The 20,375-nt window shown below is 71.4% G+C and carries 16 protein-coding genes; 12 read left to right on the top strand and 4 right to left on the bottom strand.

Annotated features, from left to right (window positions below; all coding sequences use genetic code 11):
* Positions 1–150 precede the first annotated feature (150 nt).
* Positions 151–1,215, top strand: coding sequence for a helix-turn-helix transcriptional regulator (locus ABZX90_RS12925; RefSeq protein ID WP_355204279.1), 1,065 nt, complete (start codon positions 151–153; stop codon positions 1,213–1,215).
* Between the two features lie 69 nt (positions 1,216–1,284).
* Here ABZX90_RS12925 and ABZX90_RS12920 read toward each other — a convergent pair whose 3' ends face one another.
* The gene (locus tag ABZX90_RS12920) at positions 1,285–2,277 is read right to left on the bottom strand and encodes a helix-turn-helix transcriptional regulator (protein WP_351128996.1); all 993 of its coding nucleotides are present in this window, start codon (positions 2,275–2,277) and stop codon (positions 1,285–1,287) included.
* 336 nt (positions 2,278–2,613) lie between these two features.
* On the opposite strand from ABZX90_RS12920, the gene ABZX90_RS12915 reads away from it, so the two are divergent.
* Complete coding sequence (locus ABZX90_RS12915) at positions 2,614–2,949, top strand: hypothetical protein (RefSeq protein WP_351128998.1); 336 nt, start codon at positions 2,614–2,616, stop codon at positions 2,947–2,949.
* Between the two features lie 134 nt (positions 2,950–3,083).
* Here ABZX90_RS12915 and ABZX90_RS12910 read toward each other — a convergent pair whose 3' ends face one another.
* Positions 3,084–3,497, bottom strand: a complete 414-nt coding sequence (locus ABZX90_RS12910; RefSeq protein ID WP_355204275.1) for a TIGR03618 family F420-dependent PPOX class oxidoreductase — start codon at positions 3,495–3,497, stop codon at positions 3,084–3,086.
* A 131-nt stretch (positions 3,498–3,628) separates the two neighbouring features.
* Between ABZX90_RS12910 and clpB the strand changes: the two genes are divergently transcribed.
* Both clpB and ABZX90_RS12900 read left to right on the top strand, forming a co-directional pair.
* Positions 3,629–6,241 carry an ATP-dependent chaperone ClpB gene (gene clpB, locus ABZX90_RS12905; RefSeq protein ID WP_351129138.1) on the top strand — a complete coding sequence of 871 codons (2,613 nt, stop codon included), beginning with the start codon at positions 3,629–3,631 and terminating at the stop codon, positions 6,239–6,241.
* A 305-nt stretch (positions 6,242–6,546) separates the two neighbouring features.
* Positions 6,547–7,080: a YbjN domain-containing protein gene (locus ABZX90_RS12900; RefSeq protein WP_351129002.1), complete on the top strand. Its 534-nt coding sequence runs from the start codon at positions 6,547–6,549 to the stop codon at positions 7,078–7,080.
* A 39-nt stretch (positions 7,081–7,119) separates the two neighbouring features.
* Here ABZX90_RS12900 and ABZX90_RS12895 read toward each other — a convergent pair whose 3' ends face one another.
* Complete coding sequence (locus ABZX90_RS12895) at positions 7,120–8,319, bottom strand: hypothetical protein (RefSeq protein ID WP_351129004.1); 1,200 nt, start codon at positions 8,317–8,319, stop codon at positions 7,120–7,122.
* A gap of 255 nt (positions 8,320–8,574) precedes the next feature.
* On the opposite strand from ABZX90_RS12895, the gene ABZX90_RS12890 reads away from it, so the two are divergent.
* Entirely contained in the window at positions 8,575–10,431 is a 1,857-nt protein-coding gene (locus tag ABZX90_RS12890; protein ID WP_355204271.1) for a hypothetical protein, read from the top strand.
* A gap of 61 nt (positions 10,432–10,492) precedes the next feature.
* On the opposite strand, the gene ABZX90_RS12885 is transcribed toward ABZX90_RS12890, so the two are convergent.
* A complete protein-coding gene (locus ABZX90_RS12885) occupies positions 10,493–11,707 on the bottom strand; it encodes a pyridoxal phosphate-dependent aminotransferase (protein WP_355204268.1) in 1,215 nt (404 codons plus the stop codon).
* Between the two features lie 818 nt (positions 11,708–12,525).
* On the opposite strand from ABZX90_RS12885, the gene ABZX90_RS12880 reads away from it, so the two are divergent.
* From ABZX90_RS12880 to ABZX90_RS12850, 7 genes are all read left to right on the top strand, one after another.
* Complete coding sequence (locus tag ABZX90_RS12880) at positions 12,526–13,056, top strand: DUF2617 family protein (protein ID WP_351129011.1); 531 nt, start codon at positions 12,526–12,528, stop codon at positions 13,054–13,056.
* Between the two features lie 140 nt (positions 13,057–13,196).
* The gene (locus ABZX90_RS12875) at positions 13,197–14,846 is read left to right on the top strand and encodes a polyamine aminopropyltransferase (protein ID WP_355204265.1); all 1,650 of its coding nucleotides are present in this window, start codon (positions 13,197–13,199) and stop codon (positions 14,844–14,846) included.
* A 67-nt stretch (positions 14,847–14,913) separates the two neighbouring features.
* Positions 14,914–16,035 carry a carbon monoxide dehydrogenase gene (locus ABZX90_RS12870; protein ID WP_355204262.1) on the top strand — a complete coding sequence of 374 codons (1,122 nt, stop codon included), beginning with the start codon at positions 14,914–14,916 and terminating at the stop codon, positions 16,033–16,035.
* A 44-nt stretch (positions 16,036–16,079) separates the two neighbouring features.
* On the top strand, positions 16,080–16,874 hold the full coding sequence (locus ABZX90_RS12865) for an aldose 1-epimerase (RefSeq protein ID WP_351129017.1): 795 nt from the start codon (positions 16,080–16,082) through the stop codon (positions 16,872–16,874).
* Between the two features lie 10 nt (positions 16,875–16,884).
* Complete coding sequence (pyrE, locus tag ABZX90_RS12860) at positions 16,885–17,433, top strand: orotate phosphoribosyltransferase (protein WP_351129018.1); 549 nt, start codon at positions 16,885–16,887, stop codon at positions 17,431–17,433.
* 185 nt (positions 17,434–17,618) lie between these two features.
* Complete coding sequence (gene fbaA, locus ABZX90_RS12855) at positions 17,619–18,641, top strand: class II fructose-bisphosphate aldolase (protein WP_355204259.1); 1,023 nt, start codon at positions 17,619–17,621, stop codon at positions 18,639–18,641.
* A 106-nt stretch (positions 18,642–18,747) separates the two neighbouring features.
* Positions 18,748–20,358 (top strand): MFS transporter, encoded by a 1,611-nt coding sequence (locus tag ABZX90_RS12850; RefSeq protein ID WP_355204256.1) that lies wholly within the window; start codon positions 18,748–18,750, stop codon positions 20,356–20,358.
* The last annotated feature ends 17 nt before the right edge of the window (positions 20,359–20,375 follow it).

The raw sequence follows: 20,375 nt of genomic DNA, 5'->3' as shown, positions 1-20,375 counted from the left end.
GTATTTATGCGGATGAGAAGGGGCGAACGGACGTCAGTGGGCTGCGCAGCCTTGTTGCGATGCCGGACGCGTCCGCGCATAGTTGCGCTGCGGAGGACGCCCTGACGCGGGGCTCACGCCAGGGGTTGGAGCTGGAGCCAGGGGTGGGAGATGGCCGGGCACGGGATGGACAGGCACCCGCACGGCGCTGACCGATTGTGCGAGGCGGGCGACCGGGTGTACTCCCGGGCCGTGCGGCGTGGCCGGGTGCCCCGTGAGGACGCGGAGGCGGTGCCCTGCCTGCTGGAGCTGGCGCTGCTGCACCCCGATCCCGACGACATGGGCTGGCTGGTGCCGACCTCGCCCCAGGAGGTCATGACACGGCTCCTGCGGGGCGTGTACGAGGAAGTCAGCGCGAGCCAGGCGCGGGTGGGCGACGCGGTGTCGGCCTTCGAGTGGTACGCGGGGCTCGGCGGCCGGGTGCGGGCGCCGGCCGAGGGAGTGGCGATCCGGGTCCTCGACGGGCTGCCGCGGATCCACGCCGCCATGGACAAGGCGACCGCCGAGTGCGTCAGTGAGGTCCTGACGGTGCAGCCGGGAGGTATCCGGCGCGAGGACGAACTCGTGGAGGGCCTGCACCGGGCGATGGAGATGCGCCGGCGCGGGGTGCGCATGCGTGATCTCTACACCCACGTGGCCCGGCACGGCCAAGGCCTCTTGAACTACATGGAGTTGATGGGCGACGCGGCGGAGGCCCGCACCCTCGACGAGGTCGTCGAACGGCTCATCCTCTTCGACCGTACGGTCGCCTTCATCCCCGCGAACTCGGACCGCACGATCGCGCTCGAACTGCGGCACCCGGCGCTGGTGGACTACTTGGTGACGGTCTTCGAGCGGCTGTGGCGGCTGGCGATCCCGCTGGCCTCGCCGCTCCCCTCGACGGGCATCGAGGGCATCACCCACCGGGAGCGGTCCATCGCGGCGTTGCTCGCCGAGGGCCACCAGGACGCGGTCGTCGCGGAACGCCTGGGCATCAGCGTGCGGACGTGCCGGGCGCACATCGCCCGGCTGTCGGAGACGCTCGGCGCGGCGAGCCGGACGCAGTTGGGCGTACGGATCGCCCAGGCGGGGCTGGACGGGCCGCAGCGTTCTCCGGAGCTCGAGACGATCACCGTCGCGGAGGCTGCTCCGGGAGCCTCCGGCGTTTCCGACCGTGGCTCCCCGACCGGCCGTTGAGACGGCCGAGCCGGGCCCGTCCGTCGCCGCCGAGCGGGGGGAGAGTCCGCACGGGTGAGGGCGCCGGGGTCACTCCCCCGTCTCGGGCTGGTCCAGGAGCCTCGACTGGGCTATCAGGTAGCCGAGTTGGGCCCGGCTTCCGCTGCCGAGGGCGGAGGCCAGTTTGGCGATGTGCGCCCGGCAGGTGCGGACGTTCATGCCGAGGCGGCGGGCGATCGCCTCGTCTACGTGGCCCTCCACGAGGAGTTTCGCGATGGAGTGCTGGATGTCCGTGATGCCGTCGGGGGCGGTTTCGTAGGGTGCGCCGGCGCTCAGCGGGACGGAGCGGCCCCACATGAACTCGAAGACCTTGATCAGGTAGCGGACGAGGCCCGGGTGACGAAGCTCGAGGGCCACCTTCTGGTCGTCGCGGGTGGGGATGAAGGCGACGGTCTCGTCGCAGATGATGAGCCGCTCGACCAGCTCGTCGATGGTGCGGTGCTCCACCTTGCCGTTGGAGAGCTGGTCCACGTAGGCCAGTTTCTCGGGGCTGTATCGCGCGGTGTGCTGATAGAGGGTCCGTATGCGCACACCACGTTCGATCAAAGGCCTGTCCCGCTCCAGCCCCTGAATGAGGTTGCGTTCGGGGCGGGGGCCGCTCGGCTGGACCGTGAGCATCTCGGTCTGGCACTGGGCCGTGGCCAGGTCGAGTGCCGCGTTGATCCGGTCGTTGCCCTCGAGCACTGTGATCGAGTGAGTGGTCGCAGCCGCTTGCGCGCTGAGGGTCATGAACGGCTCGAAAGCGTCGGCCAGTTCGATCGACATCCGTCTACGCTCGGTGATCTCGCGCTCTATGGCGTTGAGCCGCTGGGCCAGGGCGGCCGACGGGGACACGGGGCGCAGCCAGTTCGCATCGTCAGGATCCGGGTGGAGAAGGGCGAACTCCATCAAACAGGGAGCGCTCTCCACGTCTGCGCGGGCGATACGTCCCGTGCGGAGAGCGTTCGCATAAAGTCGGCCACCTTCCCCACACAACTCGGTCACCGCATGGGGATGTGTCGCTTTAGTCCCATTGGTTATCAAATCTCCACCCCCCAGGGTCCTGAACGTGCAGGAACATGATGCACCGATTGTGTGGCCATGACCTCCCCGAATGAGCCATCGTCGTATCCGACGGGGGAAGAGGGGACCTTCAAGTGAGGACGAAGCCGATTATGCGTAAGAAAATGCTTCGCTTGGTGCTTGTCGCCGCCTTCTCTGCCGTCACGGCCTTCGGAGCGCTGAGTGGCCTCTCCGATGCGAAGGGCGACGTTCGGGCAGACAGTGTCTGGCCAGCGGCAGCCGCGGCCAACGCGGTAGCCGGCGACAGCGTTTGGCCGGTGTCTCCTGACCGCACTGACGACAGCGTCTGGGCTTGACATGACTATTCCTCCAGACGACCGTTCCTTTCGCCGAGAAATGGCCACCGCCTACCGATCCGGCTGGCACTTCATCGATCTGGTCACCGCCATCCCCGGCAGCGGTGACTCGCTGATGGTGACCGTGTTCGGGGAGCCCGTGGTCGTCACCCGCGACGACGACGAGGACGTACGGGCTTACCGGTGTCTGCGGCGGCCTCGGGGGGCGCCACAGCCAGTACGGTGCGCCATTCGTTACGGAATGATCTTTGTGAACCTCGACCAGCGTGACCACCAGCTGGCCGGTCCGGATGTCCCGGACATCGAGACCATCGCAGCCACCCCCCGCAGTGCCTGACGCGATTCCCCCGTCGTAGTAGATCGCGCAGGTACTTCCCCCCGCAGCGGCGTCACCGTGACCTGAACACGGTGACGCCGCTGCAGTTTTACGGGAAATTCCCGGATTCCGCCCGGCCGTCGCCGCCCGTGGTCTCATCCGCGGCCCATCGCCGCCGTGATCTCGATCTCGATCACCACCCGGGACGGGTTCTGCGAGGGCATGCGCTCGTACCGCTCCGCGTAGCGCCGCACCGCCTCCGCGACGCGCTCCGGGTCCGTGGAGACCCGGGCCCGCCCCTCCAGTGTCGCCCAGCGCCGGCCGTCCACCTGGCAGACCGCCACGCGCCCGCCGTCCGGCCCCGCCGCCAGCACGTGGCCCACCTTCGCGCTGGACTTGTTGGTGATGACCCGAGCGAGACCGGCCTCGGGGTCGTATGTAACGCCGACGGGCACCACATGCGGGGTTCCGTCGGGACGGAGGGTCGTCAGGGTGCACAGATGGCGCTCGCGCCAGAAGCTCAGGTAGGTGGCGTCGGGCTGCCGCGGGTCCACCGGATAGGAAGCCATGGGGCCCGAATCTACGCCTCGCGGGTGTCCGTTTCCCTCCCGCCGCAGCCTTGAGTGGAATAGACTCAACTTTGTGCAGGTTGGCCGTGTCAGGAAACGGTCAGGGACACCAGGAGGAGGAGAACGCGAACGTGGACGCCGAGCTGACCAACAGGAGCCGGGACGCGATCAACGCGGCCAGCAACCGCGCCGTGAAGGAGGGGCACCCGGACCTCACCCCCGCCCACCTGCTGCTCGCTCTGCTGGAGGGGCAGGACAACGAGAACATCATCGACCTGCTGGCGGCCGTGGACGCCGATCAGGCGTCCGTGCGGGCCGGCGCCGAGCGCGTGCTGGCGGGGCTGCCCAGCGTGACCGGCTCCACCGTCGCGCCCCCGCAGCCCAACCGCGAAGTGCTCGCCGTCATCGCCGACGCCGCCGAGCGCGCCAAGGAGCTCGGTGACGAGTTCATCTCCACCGAGCACCTGCTCATCGGGACCGCCGCGAAGGGCGGCCGGATCGCCGACGTACTCTCCCAGCAGGGCGCGAGTGCGAAAAAGCTGCTCGACGCGTTCCAGAAGACCAGGGGAGGGCGCCGGGTGACGACCCCGGATCCCGAGGGCCAGTACAAGGCGCTCGAAAAGTTCGGTACCGACTTCACCGCCGCGGCGCGTGAGGGCAAGCTCGACCCCGTCATCGGCCGGGACCACGAGATCCGCCGGGTGGTGCAGGTCCTGTCCCGCCGTACGAAGAACAACCCGGTCCTCATCGGCGAGCCCGGCGTCGGCAAGACGGCCGTCGTCGAGGGGCTCGCCCAGCGGATCGTGAAGGGCGACGTACCGGAGTCCCTCAAGAACAAGCGGCTCGTCTCGCTCGACCTCGGCGCGATGGTCGCCGGGGCGAAGTACCGGGGCGAGTTCGAGGAACGCCTGAAGACCGTGCTCGCGGAGATCAAGGACTCCGACGGGCAGATCATCACCTTCATCGACGAGCTGCACACCGTCGTCGGGGCGGGCGCCGGCGGCGACTCCGCCATGGACGCCGGCAACATGCTCAAGCCCATGCTCGCCCGCGGTGAGCTGCGCATGGTCGGCGCCACCACCCTCGACGAGTACCGCGAGCGGATCGAGAAGGACCCGGCGCTGGAGCGGCGCTTCCAGCAGGTGCTGGTCGCCGAGCCGACCGTCGAGGACACCATCGCCATCCTGCGCGGGCTCAAGGGCCGCTACGAGGCCCACCACAAGGTGCAGATCGCCGACTCGGCGCTGGTGGCGGCCGCGACCCTGTCCGACCGCTACATCACCTCCCGCTTCCTCCCCGACAAGGCCATCGACCTCGTCGACGAGGCGGCCTCTCGGCTGCGCATGGAGATCGACTCGTCCCCGGTCGAGATCGACGAGCTCCAGCGTGTCGTCGACCGGCTGAAGATGGAGGAGCTGGCGATCGGCAAGGAGACGGACGCCGCCAGCCGGGAGCGTCTGGAGAAGCTGCGCCGTGACCTCGCCGACAAGGAGGAGGAGCTGCGCGGTCTCAACGCCCGCTGGGAGAAGGAGAAGCAGTCCCTCAACCGCGTCGGCGAACTGAAGGAGAAGCTCGACGAGCTGCGCGGCCAGGCCGAACGCGCGCAGCGCGACGGCGACTTCGACACCGCCTCCAAGCTGCTGTACGGCGAGATCCCCACCCTGGAAAGGGACTTGGAGGAAGCCGCGCAGGCCGAGGAGGAGGTCACGAAGGGCACCATGGTCAAGGAGGAGGTCGGGCCGGACGACATCGCGGACGTCGTCGGCGCCTGGACCGGTATCCCCGCCGGCCGTCTCCTGGAGGGCGAGACGCAGAAACTCCTGCGCATGGAGGCGGAGTTGGGTCGCCGTCTGATCGGCCAGGCCGAGGCCGTGGGGGCGGTGTCCGACGCCGTGCGCCGCACCCGTGCCGGAATCGCCGACCCGGACCGGCCCACCGGCTCCTTCCTCTTCCTCGGCCCGACGGGCGTCGGCAAGACCGAACTCGCCAAAGCCCTCGCGGACTTCCTCTTCGACGACGAGCGGGCGATGATCCGCATCGACATGTCGGAGTACGGCGAGAAGCACAGCGTGGCCCGGCTGGTCGGAGCGCCGCCCGGGTACATCGGCTACGAGGAGGGCGGCCAGCTCACCGAGGCCGTACGCCGTCGCCCGTACAGCGTGATCCTGCTCGACGAGGTGGAGAAGGCGCACCCCGAGGTCTTCGACATCCTGCTCCAGGTGCTGGACGACGGGCGGCTGACGGACGGGCAGGGGCGGACGGTCGACTTCCGCAACACCATCCTGATCCTCACCTCGAACCTGGGCAGCCAGTTCCTGAGCGGGCAGGGCCTCGCCGATCCGCTGTCCTCCGACGAGCAGCGCAAGCGGCAGGTCCTGGAGGTCGTGCGCGCCTCCTTCAAGCCGGAGTTCCTGAACCGGCTGGACGACCTCGTCGTCTTCTCCGCACTCGACCAGGCGGAGCTGGAGCGCATCGCCAGGCTCCAGATCGACCGCCTCGCGAAGCGGCTCGCCGAGCGCCGGCTCACCCTGGAGGTGACCGACGCGGCCCTGGCCTGGCTCGCCGAGAAGGGCAACGATCCGGCGTACGGAGCGCGCCCGCTGCGGCGCCTCGTCCAGACCGCCATCGGCGACCGGCTGGCCAAGGAGATCCTGGCGGGCGAGGTCAAGGACGGCGACACGGTCCGCGTGGACGCCTTCGGCGACGGCCTGATCGTGGGACCGCCGACGGGCAAGACGCTGTAACCGGCACCGGAACCCGACAGGGGCCCGCGGCACACCCGCCGCGGGCCCCTTGTCTGCCCGCGCCCGCTCGTTCCGCCGTTCCGCGACGGTTGCGATCAGGTGGTCGGGATCGGCAGCGCGATGAATGTTCATGCCACCGCTGTCCGGGCGATTCCCGGCGTGCCCGTGCGGACCACCCCCACCTGGCCCGATGCCCGCACATGACCGGATCTTGTCAGCCCCCGGCGGACAGGCCCCGCCAGAGGTTGCCACTCCCCGTCCCGCATGAGAGAGGATGGCACCATCCGTACGAAGGGAAATACACGGTGAGCATCGACCCGTCCTCGATTCCGAACTTCGGGGGCCAGCCCGAGCCGCAGTCCGGCGGCCCCGCGGGCCCCGTGGTCCCGGATCAGGACCTCGTGAAGCAGCTCCTGGACCAGATGGAGCTGAAGTACGTCGTCGACGACGAGGGTGACCTCGCGGCGCCGTGGGAGGAGTTCCGTACGTACTTCATGTTCCGCGGCGAGGGTGACCAGCAGGTCTTCTCGGTGCGGACGTTCTACGACCGCCCGCACCAGCTCGACGAGAAGCACGCGCTCCTCGAGTCGATCGACGACTGGAACCGCCGCACCCTGTGGCCGAAGGTCTACAGCCACACCCACGACGACGGCACCGTCCGCCTGATCGGCGAGGCGCAGATGCTGATCGGCACCGGCGTCAGCCTGGAGCACTTCGTTTCCTCCACGGTCAGCTGGGTCCGCGCCGCCATCGAGTTCGACAAGTGGCTCGTCGAGCAGCTCGGCCTGGAGCAGGAGATCAACGAGGCTGAGAAGCCCGAGGACGGCGACGAAGAGTAGGAACGTCCTCCCAGCGGCGCTTCTCGTGGCGCGCGGCCCCTACAGCGGGGTGTGCGCGATCACGACCAGATACGTGCCGTAGGCGAACGAGAGCCCGGCCAGGGCACCGACCACCAGGGTCGCGTGCCAGGGACGGGCTCTCGCCGTTCGCACCAGGGCGCGGGCCAGCGGCAGCAGCAGTGGGAACGCCGGCAGCAGGAAGCGCGGCTTCGACTCGAAGAACCCCGAGCCGCCCAGCGCGATCAGCAGCAGGATGCCGCTGTAGACCAGCAGCGGCAGGGGCGCCCGGTCCGCGATCAGCAGCGCGTACAGCAGGACGGCCGCGGCGACGATCACCATCGTCATGGGGAACACGAACCGGTCCCCGTGCAGCAGCAGGTGCTTGACGAAGTGGAGCGACCCGGCGCCGAGGTCGAAGCGCGAGCCCCACAGCCGCTGCACCTCGAAGTAGCCGCCGAGCCAGTCGCCCTTGTGGTGTCCCACCCACAGCACATAGCCGCCCCAGCCGACCGGTGCGAGCGCGGCACCCGTCCACAGCCTGTGGGAAACTTTTCCGCGGCTCCGCCAGAGCTCGTGCGCCGCCGCCGCGAGGACCGCCGCGGCCACCGTGAAGCCGTTCGGCCTGGCCAGCCCCGCGAGCGCGGCCAGCGAGCCCGCCCACAGCCAGCGCCCGTCGAGCACCGCGTACAGCGACCAGGCGGCGAACGCGGTCAGTACGGGCTCGGTGTACGCCATCGACAGCACCACCGAGTGCGGCAGCAGACCCCACAGCAGCACCAGCGCGGTACCGACCGCCCGGCCGTGCAGGCGGGCCCCGATCGCGTACACCCCGCACACGGCGGCCGCCGCCGCGACCCAGGAGACCAGCAGGCCCGCCGTGCCCGAGCTCAGCGGGGTCAGCGCGGTGACGGCCCGTACGAGGGCCGGGTAGAGGGGGAAGAACGCCAGGTCGCTGTGGATGACCGTGGGGTGGAAGAACAGCGTCCGGCCGTAGCCGTGGGCGGCGATCCCCAGGTACCAGGCCGAGTCCCAGGACCGCGCGAGCAGGGTGAGCGGGTGTCTGCCGGTGGCCCAGGCGGTCGCGGCGAGCACGAGGAGACCGGCCAGGCGCACGGCGGCGAACAGCCCGAGCGCCGTGATCGCGGCGGACGTCAGGCTGCGTGCGGCGCGGGACGGACGGACAGCACGGTCGCCGGGCTCCGTGAGGGCGGGGCGAGCGAGGGTACTCGGGTGGGTCACACCCGAACTGTGCGTTCCCTACGGGGTATTCGCGAGCTTTGCTCGTCCGTGCGGGTTCCGTTCCGGGGCCCCCGGCGCGCCGCCCGCACGCGAGGTGCCCCCGGTGCTAGACGGCTTCGCCGGGCGGGTTCCCGGCCGGCTTCCGGTCCCGTTGGCCGGCCCCTGTCGACCTGCCGTCGGCATGCGGGCGCGGGGTCCGGAACGTCGCCGTGCACCGGCAATGGCAAGCGGGCAGCCGTACCGCATAATCCTCGCGTGACCGAGACCCCCGGCCCGACACCTGCCCCGATACCGTCCGGCTGCGTTCCCGCGGGCACCCCTGTCTGGTCCTCCGAGGAGGCGGCCCGGTGGTCGCGCGTCCGCGCCGCGTCCTGGGCGCGCCCCCTCTGGTCCGTACTGGCGCTGCTGATCACCGTGGTGTGGGCGATCGCGGCGGCGCCGGAACCGCCGTGCACCGAGGTCGCGCCGTGCGGTGCGGACTGGCCGGGCATGGTGGAGATGGGCCTGGCCGTGGGGCTGCTGTACTGGCTCGCCCGGCTGCCGGAGCTGACGCTGGTCGCCGCCCCCGTGCTGGCGGCGGTCGTGGCCCGGCTGGAGCTGCCGGGCGCGGGGCCGAACTCGCTGGCCGCGAACCTCTGCGTGCTCGGGGCCCTGGGGTTCGGATGGGCAGCCGCCCGTGAACGCATCGCCGCCCGCCGCCGGCGGCGGGATCTGGTGGAGGGCTCCTCGGGCGTGCGGCACCCGCTGCCCGAGCCCGTCGCTCGCCTGCGGCGCGGACTGATCCCGATCGGGGCGGGACTGCTGCTTGTCGCCGTCGCCGCCTTCTGCGTGGCCCAGGGACTCGCGGGCGTCCGCGACGACCGGCGTCACGCCGATCACGCGGTCCCCGCCGTGGCGAAGGTGGTCGGCCGAAACGACGAGTCGGTCCGGGTGCGCACCGACGACGGGCGACGGCTGCGGCTCGACTCGCTCTATCCGGAGGACCACCGCGTCGGCGGCACCGTGACCGTACTGGAGGACGGGTCGTGGCGGCGCCTGGTGTCCGAGCCGTACGACGCCATGGGCCCGCAGCTGGGGGTTCTGGCCGCCGGTCTTCCCGGACTCTCCCTGCTCGTCACCGGTCTGCTCGCCCGACGCCGTGCCGCGGCGCTGCGCCGCGGACCGGTTCCGGTCCTGCGTGTGCTGGAACGCATGGACGAGGACGGTCTGGTCTGGATCCACGCGGGCGACGACACCGCCTGCCGTCGGCCCGTTCTCGGCGCGGGCTTCGTCGCCGAGGCTCCCGGCGCGGATGAGCGGGAACCGGCGCACCCGGCGGCTGACGACGTCGATATGGAAGAGCTGATCTCGGCCGCCATGCTGCCCCGTGAGGCCGTCATGTTCGGCTCCCCCTACGACGGCGGCGAACTGTTCCTCGTCACCACGTTCCGGGACGGGCAGCCGGCCGTCCTGCGCACGAGCGGCCCGGTCCGGCTGCCACGCTCCGTCCGGCGACCGGTGTCCGCCCCGGAAACGGAGGCCCACGCCGCGACCGACGGCGTCGCCACCGCGGTCCCGGCGACTCTGGTCACGACGGGACGCCCGCTGAGCTGGGGACCCGGCGCCCTGGCCCGCGCCGGTGGTGCGGCTCTGGCCCTGATCATGATCGCGGGCGTCGCCTTCAACACCCGCGCTCTCGTGACGGGCGGGTTCGGTGTGAAGACGGTCTTCTTCCTGCTCTGCCTGCTGAGCTGGCTCGGGACCGCCGCGGAACTGCTCAACTGGCGTGTCACCGCCGACAGTTCGGGCCTGTGGCTGTCCGGGTGGTGGAAGGTGCGGCACCTGCCGTGGGATCGCCTGCGGTCGGCCCGGTACACCAGGGAAGGGAGCGTGAAGATAAGGATGCCGGACGGCGGTGACTGGCGGCTGCCCGGCCTCGGAATGCCGAAGCTGGAACGGCGCTTCGGCCTCAACCCCTCCTACGTCAGCATGACCGAGGAGGTCACCGCGCTCCGCGACCACCCGGAACTGAGGCCCACCGAACCCGTCCCACCCCGCGGCCGCGGTTTCCCGCTGGGCCCCGGCCTGCTCGTCCTCACCCTCTTCGTGGCCGGGGCCTGGACTCTTCACTAGCACCGGGCGAACCGTCTTCCCCCTCGCCCCGCCCCCCTCGGGACAGCGGGACAACGTGAGTTCAGGATGCGAGGCGACGCAGGCGACTGCCGGCCTCGTGGAGCACGTCCGTCGCCTTGCAGAACGCGAACCGTACGAAGGGCGCGCCCTGCTCGCGGTGGTCGTAGAAGACGGCGTTCGGGATGGCGACGACCCCGGCGCGTTCGGGCAGGGCGCGGCAGAAGGCGAAACCGTCCGTCTCGCCGAGCGGCCGGATGTCGGTGGTGATGAAGTACGTGCCCTGCGGCCGGAAGACCGCGAAGCCCGCCTCGGTCAGGCCCGCCGCCAGCACGTCCCGCTTGCGCAGCATGTCCGCACGGAAGGCCTCGAAGTAGGTGTCCGGCAGCGCGAGCGCCTCGGCGACGGCGTACTGGAAGGGCCCCGACGCCACGTACGTCAGGAACTGCTTCGCCGACCGTACGGCGCTGACCAGGGCCGGCGGCGCGGTCACCCAGCCCACCTTCCAGCCGGTGAACGAGAACGTCTTGCCCGCGCTGCCGATGGTGACCGTCCGCTCGCGCATCCCCGGCAGTCCGGCCAGTGGTACGTGCTCGGCGTCGTCGAAGACGAGGTGTTCGTACACCTCGTCCGTCACCACGAGCAGATCCCGCTCGACGGCGAGCCGCGCGATCTCCGTCAGTTCCGCGCGGGTGAGGACGGTGCCGGTCGGATTGTGCGGGGTGTTGATCAGCAGCAGCCGGGTCCGGTCGGTGACCGCGTCGCGCAGCTCGTCGAGGTCGAGCCGGAAGCGCCGGTGGGCGACTCCGTCGGTGGTGCCCTCGTCGGGGCACAGTGTCACGGGCACGCGCGTCCCGCCCGCCATGGCGATGGAGGCCGCGTACGAGTCGTAGTACGGCTCCAGGGCGATCACCTCGTCGCCGGGTTCCAGAAGCGCGAGCAGCGATGCGGCGATGGCCTCGGTGGCCCCCGCCGTCACCAGGACCTCGGTGTCGGGGTCGTACGACAGGCCGTAGTGGCGCTTCTGGTGCGCGGCCACCGCGGTGCGCAGCTCGGGGACGCCCGGACCCGGCGGGTACTGGTTGCCGCGCCCGTCCCGCAGCGCGCGGACGGCCGCCTCCCGAATTTCCTCGGGGCCGTCCGTGTCCGGGAAGCCCTGGCCGAGGTTGATCGAGCCGGTGGTCATCGCGAGGGCGGACATCTCGGCGAAGATCGTCGTCCCGAACTCGGCGAGCCGGCGGTTCAGAAAGGGGCGCGCGCTGGAGGTCATGCCGGCCATCCTCCGCCCAAGCTCTGGAGTTCCTCAACTCTGCTTTGGGCCGCGGGGCGCGGGGGCATCCCCCTGTCACGCAGGACCGGAAGAGAGAAGCACGGCCCACGGGGGGCCGCTTCGGGGGAACGAGAGGAGGGTGACGCCATGGTCATCGGCATCATCCTGGCGGTCGTTGTGCTTGTTGTGGTCATGAAGGTCGTCGGCGGGGTCAGGAGGGGACGGCGCCGCTCCCGGGGCAGCGGCGGTGGTGGCAGCCGCAGTTGGTGGGCCGGCGGTGCGGACGGCGCCTCGTTCGGTGATTCGTCCGGCGGCTCGTCGGGCGGGCACCACGGAGGACACGGGGGTCACTCCTGCGGGGGTCACTCGTCGTGCGGAGGGTCGTCCTGCGGAGGCGGGTCCTCGTGCGGCGGGGGCGGATGCGGCGGAGGCAGCTGACACGGGGCAGCTGAGCTCCCTGCGGGAAAACGCATCCGGCGCACGGATGTGCCCGTCGGCCGACGAATGCCGACGGGCACATCCATGCGCGGGGCGCACGCCGTAGTTGAACAGTTGAGCTGTGGAGCCCTCGGGGGGATGGAAACCCCACGAAGTTGGGTAAAAACGCTGTGGCGGCACCACAGTTCATGATTCCCTCTAAACCACCAAAGCAGCCCTGGTAAATCACCAAGCAGCCCTGGGCCGACAGGCCTCGGAAGTCCATCGGATGTTCCTATCGGACGCGTCCTTCGGATGCCCTTCCGGCCGGGCTGACCGGGCCGTTCCCCCGGTGTTGACCGGGTGCGCCGGAACCCCACCTCACCTTTGCGTGCTAGCGGAGCCGACCCATGCTCACGACCCTGAAAACCTCGTACACCGACACGCGCGCGGCCGATCTCGCCTGGACTCTGGGCCGCGAACCGCTGCCGGCCCTCGCCACACTCGACCTCGAACTGGCGGGGGCAAAACTCCAGTTGAGACTGCTCGGCGCATCCCACCAGGTACTTCTGGAGGAGGAGCGGGGCATGTGTTCGGAGACCGTCGCGTGCATCCCCGGCAGCAGCACACCCCTGCCGCTCGGGGTCGCGAAGCGGTTCGACGACTGGGAGTACGAGTTCGCGGCCCGCGTCGAGATCCTGTCCCCGGGCTCCTTCGCGGGCCGCGCCCAGGAGTTGCTGGCACTGGTGTCCGACCACCCCCAGGGTCTCGCCGGCGTCTTCCCCGGCAGCCCGCACGCGTTCACCGCGATGCTCGCCCAGCACCACGAGGGCCAGGTCCATTGGCGTACGTGGCACGCGTATCCGCAGGACGGCCAGTTGGTCGCGACGCGTACGCGGGTCGGCGTCCGGGCGGACGCCCTCAGCGCGTCCGCCCTCTGAGGGCGGAGCGCGCGGATGTGGGGGTTCGCGGGCGGTGCGCGGGGAAGATGCCCAGGTCACCTCCGTATGCCATGAAGAGCAATGGTTTCCACACGTGTGGGTGACGAGACGTAGTGGCGGCGTGACGTAGCGTTCACGGCGTGATCGAACCGCACGCGCCAGCTCCCCCCGGCGTGCCGCCGCCCTGGGGCGTCCAGGGCCAGGCGCGGCTCCCCGTCCGCCCGGGCATCGGCAGGTTCCTCGTCCTGGCGGGAGTGTTCGTCTGCGCGGCGTGCGGACTCGTGTACGAACTCGAACTCGTCGCCCTCGCCTCGTACTTGATCGGCGACTCGGTCACCCAGGCATCCGTCGTGCTCTCCGTCATGGTCTTCGCCATGGGCGTCGGCTCCCTCGCCGCGAAACGGCTCCGCCCGCGCGCCGCGGCCGGCTTCGGCGCGGTCGAGGCGGCGCTCGCACTGGTCGGCGGATGCAGCGCGATGGCCCTGTACGCGGTGTTCGCCTGGACCTCCGGCTGGGGCGGCCTGTGGACGGACGGGCCCCGCTATCTGCTGGTGGCCTTCTCGCTCACCATCGGCCTGCTCATCGGCGCCGAAGTCCCCCTCCTCATGGAGCTGATACAGCGCATCCGCCGCCAGGATCCCGGCGGCGCGGTCGCGGACCTGTTCGCGGCGGACTACGTGGGCGCCCTCGTCGGCGGCCTCGCCTTCCCGTTCCTGCTGCTGCCCCTGCTCGGCCAGGTGACGGGCGCGCTGCTGACCGGAGCGGTGAACGCGATCGTGGGCGGAGCCCTCGTACTCGGTCTGTTCCGAAGGGACTTGACCCGCCGCGCGCGCTGGACCCTGCTGGTCGCCAACCTCGTCGTCCTCGGCATCCTCGGCTCCGCCGCGGTGCTGGTCGACGACTTCGAACGGGCCGCACGGCACGCCCTGTACGGAGCGGACGCGCGCGTCGCGCTCCGCACCGGCGTCCATGAGGTCGTCCTCACCGGCGGCACCCGCGGCCGTCCGCTCCACCTCTTCCTCGACGGCCGCCTGCGGTTCAGCGGCCGCGACGAGCACCGCTACCACGAGGCACTCGTCCACCCCGCGATGAACGGTCCGCACGCGCGCGTGCTGATCCTCGGCGGCGGTGACGGGCTCGCCGCCCGCGAAGTGCTGCGCCACTCCGGGGTCCGCAGCGTCGACGTCGTCGAACTCGACGCGGACGTGGTCCGGCTGGCGCGCCACGACGCCGCGCTGTCCGCCCTCAACCGCCATGTGTACGACGACCCGCGGGTGCACGAGGTGACGGCGGACGCCTTCAGCCGGCTCCGGGACGCCCGGTCGACGTACGACGTCGTCATCTCGGACCTCCCCGACCCGGGCATCACCGCGAGCACCAAGCTGTACTCGCAGGAGTTCTACGGCCTCGCCCGCCGCGTCCTCGCCCCCGGCGGGCGCCTCGTGGTCCACGCCGGTCCGCTGGCCGACCGGCACCGGGCCTTCTGGACGGTCGACGCGACGATCCGCGCGGCCGGCCTGTTCACCAGGCCCTACCGTGTCGGCGGCCGGGACTCCGGCTTCGCCGCCGGTCCCGACCGCACCACCGGCGGCGCGGCGGGCTCCGCGGGCGACTGGGGTTTCATCCTGGCCTCCCGTACGCCCGCACCCCTGCGGCTGGACTCCTCCTGCCCGCGACTGCGCACCCTCACCCAGGCGGCCCTGGCGGCGGACGGGCGCGCCGCCTCCCGCAGCCGTGTCCCCCGTCCCCTCCCGCCCTCGACGCTGGTGCATCCGCGGTACTCCGACTGAGGCGGAGGTGCGGGAATCCCGTGATACGCGGGTGCGCTCCGGGTCGTGCTGGGTAGGCTCGGCTGACATGGAGCATGAGGTGTTCGTTCCGTTTCCGGCCGGGCGGCTGAGGGAGGCGCTGGGCGATCCCGCCCGGGTCGCCCGCGCGATCCCGGGTCTCCAGCAGGACGCGTCGGCCGGCTCCGACAGCGCGGCGGCGACGCCGTCCGCCTCCGGGACCGGGCAGGACGCCGCCGAGGTGTCCTCCCCCGGCGGCCGCGAACGAGGCGCGGGGGCCGCGCGCGTCGCCGGGCGGCTGAAGGTCCGCGTCGCCGGTCACACGATCACCTATCGCGGCGCGATCCGTGTCACCGCCCAGGACGACGGCTCGTACGCCGTCGAGGGCGACGCCACGGAGGTACGCGGCGGGGGCGCCGTGAAACTGACGCTGACCCTGCGGCTCCTGCCCTCCGACGGAGGTACCACCCTCGCGTTCGGCGGCACGGCCTCCGGCGACGGCCGCGTGGCCGAACTCCCGCACGACGCCGTGTCCTCGGCAGGGCTGCGCCTGCTGACCCGCTTCGGAGAGGCACTGGCCGCAGCCCTCGCGCCCCCGGCCGACGCCACACCCGACGCCGGACCCGACGCCACACCCGACGTCGGACCCTCGACCGACTCCGCGTCCGCGTCCGACGTCGAGTCCGAGCCCGTGCCCGACGTCGATTCCGAGTCCGGGGCCGACGTCGAGGCCGGAGTCGAGGCTGACCCCGGGCAAGAAGGCGGTCCCGCGTCCGAAGGCGGGCCCGCGTCCGAAGGGGGGCGTGCGTCCGAAGGTGGGCCCGCGTCCGAAGGCGGGCCCGCGTCCGAAGGGGGGCTCGGAGCTGAGGGTTCCTCCGTCTTCGAGGCCGAGGTGCCGCCTCCTTCGCTCGATCCGTCGGCCGGGGACGCGTTCGACGGGGAGGACTTCGTGGCGGAGGCCGGGGCGCCGGGGAGTGAGGACGCGATGGCCGAGGCGGCGCACGCGCGGCGCACGATGATCGGGCGCAGCGCGGAGGAGGTGGACCACGCTCCTCCGCGTGGCCGCTACGCCCCCGTCCCGCCCCCGGAGGCCACCGCCGCCCGCGCCACCCTCCGCTGGGCGGCCCCCGCGGCGGCCCTGGCACTGGCCTCGGCGATCGTCGTGACCCGGGCGCTGCGCAAACGCCGGTGAGGGCGGAAACCGCACGGCGCTCCCGCCCCAGTAGGGTCAACTCCGTGAGTAACGAAGACATCACGCTGACCGCGGGTGACGCGGAGGTGACCGTGGCGCCGGGCAACGGCGGACGGGTCGGAAGTCTGCGGGTCGGCGGCGTCGAACTGCTGCGGCAGGGCGAGAAGTTCGGGTGCTTCCCGATGGTCCCGTGGTGCGGGCGGATCCGTGACGGCCGGTTCCTCGACGGCACCGCCGTCCGTCAGATGCCGCTCAACTCCCCGCCGCACGCCATCCACGGCACCGCCCGCGACGGGGCCTGGAAACCGGCCCGCGTCACCGCCGACGAGGCCGTGATCACGTACGACCTGGTGGACCCCTGGCCGCACCCCGCTCGCGTCACCCAGGGTTTCACCCTCACGGGGGACGCCCTGACGCTCACCATGTCCGTGGAGACGTACGGGGACTCGTTCCCGGCCCAGATCGGCTGGCATCCCTGGTTCAACAGGAACCTGGGGGAGGGCGGCGAGGACGTCCGCGTCGACTTCCGGCCCGGCTGGCAGGAGGAGCGGGGCGACGACCACCTGCCCACCGGCCGCCGCCTCGACCAAAAGCCCGGCCCCTGGGACGACTGCTTCGGCATGCCGGACGGCGTCGACGTCACGCTCACCTGGCCGGGGCGGCTGGAGCTGAAGGTCGGCAGCCGCGAGCAGTGGGTCGTCGTCTACGACGAGCAGGAGGCGGCCGTGTGCGTGGAGCCGCAGACCGGTCCGCCGAACGGGCTCAACACCCACCCCCGCCTGGTCACACCCATCGAGCCCCTCGAAGCCACCACGACCTGGAGCTGGCGGCGGCTCTAAGCTGGCCTCCATGAGTGATGTACGCGGCACGCTGCTGCAGCAGATCAAGGACAAGGCCGTGGTGCACGGCAAGGTGACCCTCTCCTCGGGTCTTGAGGCCGATTACTACGTGGACCTGCGCCGGATCACGCTGGACGGCGAGGCCGCCCCGCTCGTCGGACAGGTCCTCCTCGACCTCACCGCCGACCTGGACTTCGACGCGGTCGGCGGGCTGACCATGGGCGCCGACCCGGTCGCCGGGGCCATGCTGCACGCCGCCGCAGCGAGCGGCCGCAGGCTGGACGCCTTCGTCGTCCGCAAGGCCGCCAAGGCACACGGCCTGCAGCGCCGTGTCGAGGGTCCCGAGATCAAGGGCCGGCGCGTGCTCGTGGTCGAGGACACCTCGACCACGGGCGGCTCTCCGCTGGAGGCCGTCCAGGCCGTCCGGGAGGCCGGAGCCGAGGTCGTCGGTGTCGCCACGATCGTCGACCGTGCGACCGGTGCCGCCGAGAAGATCGAGGCCGGCGCCGGTGTTCCGTACCTCTTCGCCTACTCCAAGGGCGAGTTGGGGCTCGACTGACGAAGCTCCCGCGGGGCCCCGCCGACGGCAGGGTCCCGCATGTCGGATGGGGGTCTGGAGCATCCGGCGATGTCTGGAAAGATGGGGCCGACGATGACGTCGCCCCCCTAGGTCAGGGCCATAAGCACCAGTCCCGTCGTACCGCAGCAGCAGTACGCAGACCCGCACATACAAGGAGCGGACAGATGCCCATCGCAACCCCCGAGGTCTACATCGAGATGCTCGACCGGGCGAAGGCAGGCAAGTTCGCCTACCCGGCCATCAACGTGACCTCGTCCCAGACCCTGCACGCTGCGCTGCGCGGCTTCGCGGAGGCGGAGAGCGACGGCATCATCCAGATCTCCACCGGTGGTGCGGAGTTCCTGGGCGGTCAGCACAAGAAGGACATGGTGACGGGCGCCGTCGCGCTCGCCGAGTTCGCGCACATCGTCGCCGCGAAGTACGACATCACGGTCGCGCTGCACACGGATCACTGCCCCAAGGACAAGCTGGACGGCTACGTACGTCCGCTGCTCGACATCTCCGCCGAGCGCGTCGCCCGCGGTGAGAACCCGCTGTTCCAGTCGCACATGTGGGACGGCTCCGCCGAGACCCTCGCCGACAACCTGGCCATCGGCCAGGAACTGCTGGCCAAGGCCGTCGCCGCGAAGATCATCCTCGAGGTCGAGATCACCCCGACCGGTGGCGAGGAGGACGGCGTCAGCCACGAGATCAACGATGAGCTGTACACGACCGTCGACGACGCCCTGCGCACCGCCGAGGCCCTGGGCCTGGGCGACAAGGGCCGCTACCTGCTCGCCGCGTCGTTCGGCAACGTGCACGGTGTCTACAAGCCGGGCAACGTCGTCCTGCGCCCCGAGCTCCTCAAGGACCTCCAGGAGGGCGTCGCCGCCAAGTACGGCAAGGCGAGCCCGTTCGACTTCGTCTTCCACGGCGGATCCGGCTCCACCGCCGAGGAGATCGCCACCGCGCTGGAGAACGGCGTCGTGAAGATGAACCTCGACACCGACACCCAGTACGCCTTCACCCGTCCTGTCGTGGACCACATGTTCCGCAACTACGACGGTGTCCTGAAGGTCGACGGCGAGGTCGGCACCAAGTCGAAGTACGACCCGCGCACCTGGGGCAAGCTCGCCGAGGCCGGCATGGCCCAGCGCGTGACCGAGGCCTGCGCCGCCCTGCGTTCCACGGGCACCCGGCTCAAGTAGTCGTCCGGTGGTCCGCCGGTAGGCCTCCGGCGCTCCTCCGACAGTCATCCCCGCGCAAGGGCCCGGCACCTCCCACGGTGCCGGGCCCTTCCGTATGCTCCGAGGTATGGCTGTGCCTGCGCGGGACGCATCGGACCTGTCGGACGGCAGACCCGCGGTACGGATCGCCTCCCGGACCGGGAAGTGGATCCTGCTGACCACCGTCCTCGGCTCCAGCATGGCCCTGCTGGACTCGACGGTCGTCAACGTGGCGCTGCCGACCATCGGCCGTGACCTGGACGCCGGCCTCTCCGCCCTCCAGTGGACCGTGAACGGCTACATGCTGTCGCTGGCCGGGCTGATCCTGCTGGGCGGCTCGCTCGGGGACCGCTTCGGGCGCCGGAAGGTCTTCGTCATCGGCGTGGTGTGGTTCGCCGCCGCCTCGCTGCTGTGCGGGCTCGCCCCGAACGTGGGCGTGCTCATCGCCGCCCGTGTCCTCCAGGGCGTCGGCGGGGCGCTGCTCACTCCCGGTTCGCTGGCGATCATCCAGGCCTCCTTCCACCCGGACGACCGGGCCCGTGCCATCGGCCTGTGGTCGGGCTTCGGGGGTGTCGGGGCCGCCGTCGGGCCGTTCCTGGGCGGCTGGCTGGTGGACGGGCCCGGCTGGCGCTGGGTCTTCCTGCTGAACATCCCCGTCGCGCTGGTGTGCGCCCCGATCGCACTGCGGCACGTCCCCGAGTCCGCTGGGGGCGCCTCCCGCCCGAGCGAAACCGAGAGTGGGGAAGGCGCGTCGCACCGCGGCTTCGACGTCCTCGGCGCCGTCCTCGGCGCGCTCTCGCTCGCCCTGGTGACGTACGCCCTGATCGAGGCCACGAGCGGTTCCGTGCTCGTGTGGGTGGCGGCGGTCGGGGGCGTGCTGGCGGGGGTGGCCTTCGTGTACGTCGAGCGTCGGCGGCCCGATCCGATGCTGCCGCTGGACATCTTCGCCTCGCGCCAGTTCACGGCTGTCAACCTGGTGACCCTGTGCGTCTACGCGGCCTTCGGCGGCTTCTTCTTCCTGACCGCGCTCCAGCTCCAGGTCGTGGCGGGTTACTCCGCGCTCCAGGCCGGAACGGCGCTGCTGCCGACCACGGTCCTGATGCTGCTCTTCTCCGCCCGCTCCGGCGAAGTCTCCCAGCGCATCGGCCCGCGCATCCCGCTGACGGTCGGACCGCTGCTGTGCGCGGCGGGCATGCTGCTGATGCTGCGGGTGGGCGAGGACGCCTCGTACGTGGCCGACGTGCTGCCCGCGCTGCTGGTGATGGGCCTCGGCATGGTGACCCTGGTCGCGCCGCTGACCGCCACCGTCCTGGCCTCCGTGGACACCGGGCGGGCGGGCCTGGCCAGCGGGATCAACAACGCGGCGGCCCGTGTGGCCGGGCTCCTCGCGGTGGCCGCGCTGCCGCTGCTCACCGGGATGGGCGAGGAGGCGTACCGCTCGGCGGACGCCTTCGACGCCGCGTTCCGCCGGGCGATGCCGCTGTGCGCCGGTGTGCTGGTGGTCGGCGCGGTGCTGGCCTTCACGACCGTACGCCGCCCGACGCCCGGCTGCCTCCGCCCCGAGTGCCATACGCACGGCTCGCTGACGGCGCCCCCGCTGGAGCCGGAGCGCTCCCGGGGCGTCCTCGGGGCCACGGGCTCCAAGGGCTCTACGGGCTCCAAGGGTGCCTCGGCCTCCAGCGCCGATCCGGCTCCGTGACCGCACCGGCGGTGTCC

This window comes from Streptomyces sp. NPDC002935 (assembly GCF_040611295.1).
Classification (GTDB): Bacteria; Actinomycetota; Actinomycetes; order Streptomycetales; family Streptomycetaceae; genus Streptomyces.
Note: the sequence above shows the minus strand (reverse complement) of the source record. Positions and strands in the feature narration are given on the sequence as shown.

Excerpts from the sequence above, each read along its gene's own strand:
- ABZX90_RS12885 (WP_355204268.1), bottom strand. The coding sequence starts at position 11,707 with ATGGCCGGCATGACCTCCAGCGCGCGCCCCTTTCTGAACCGCCGGCTC.
- ABZX90_RS12915 (WP_351128998.1), top strand. The coding sequence starts at position 2,614 with ATGACTATTCCTCCAGACGACCGTTCCTTTCGCCGAGAAATGGCCACC.
- ABZX90_RS12880 (WP_351129011.1), top strand. The coding sequence starts at position 12,526 with ATGCTCACGACCCTGAAAACCTCGTACACCGACACGCGCGCGGCCGAT.
- ABZX90_RS12925 (WP_355204279.1), top strand. The coding sequence starts at position 151 with ATGGCCGGGCACGGGATGGACAGGCACCCGCACGGCGCTGACCGATTG.
- fbaA (WP_355204259.1), top strand. The coding sequence starts at position 17,619 with ATGCCCATCGCAACCCCCGAGGTCTACATCGAGATGCTCGACCGGGCG.
- ABZX90_RS12870 (WP_355204262.1), top strand. The coding sequence starts at position 14,914 with ATGGAGCATGAGGTGTTCGTTCCGTTTCCGGCCGGGCGGCTGAGGGAG.
- ABZX90_RS12850 (WP_355204256.1), top strand. The coding sequence starts at position 18,748 with ATGGCTGTGCCTGCGCGGGACGCATCGGACCTGTCGGACGGCAGACCC.
- pyrE (WP_351129018.1), top strand. The coding sequence starts at position 16,885 with ATGAGTGATGTACGCGGCACGCTGCTGCAGCAGATCAAGGACAAGGCC.
- ABZX90_RS12910 (WP_355204275.1), bottom strand. The coding sequence starts at position 3,497 with ATGGCTTCCTATCCGGTGGACCCGCGGCAGCCCGACGCCACCTACCTG.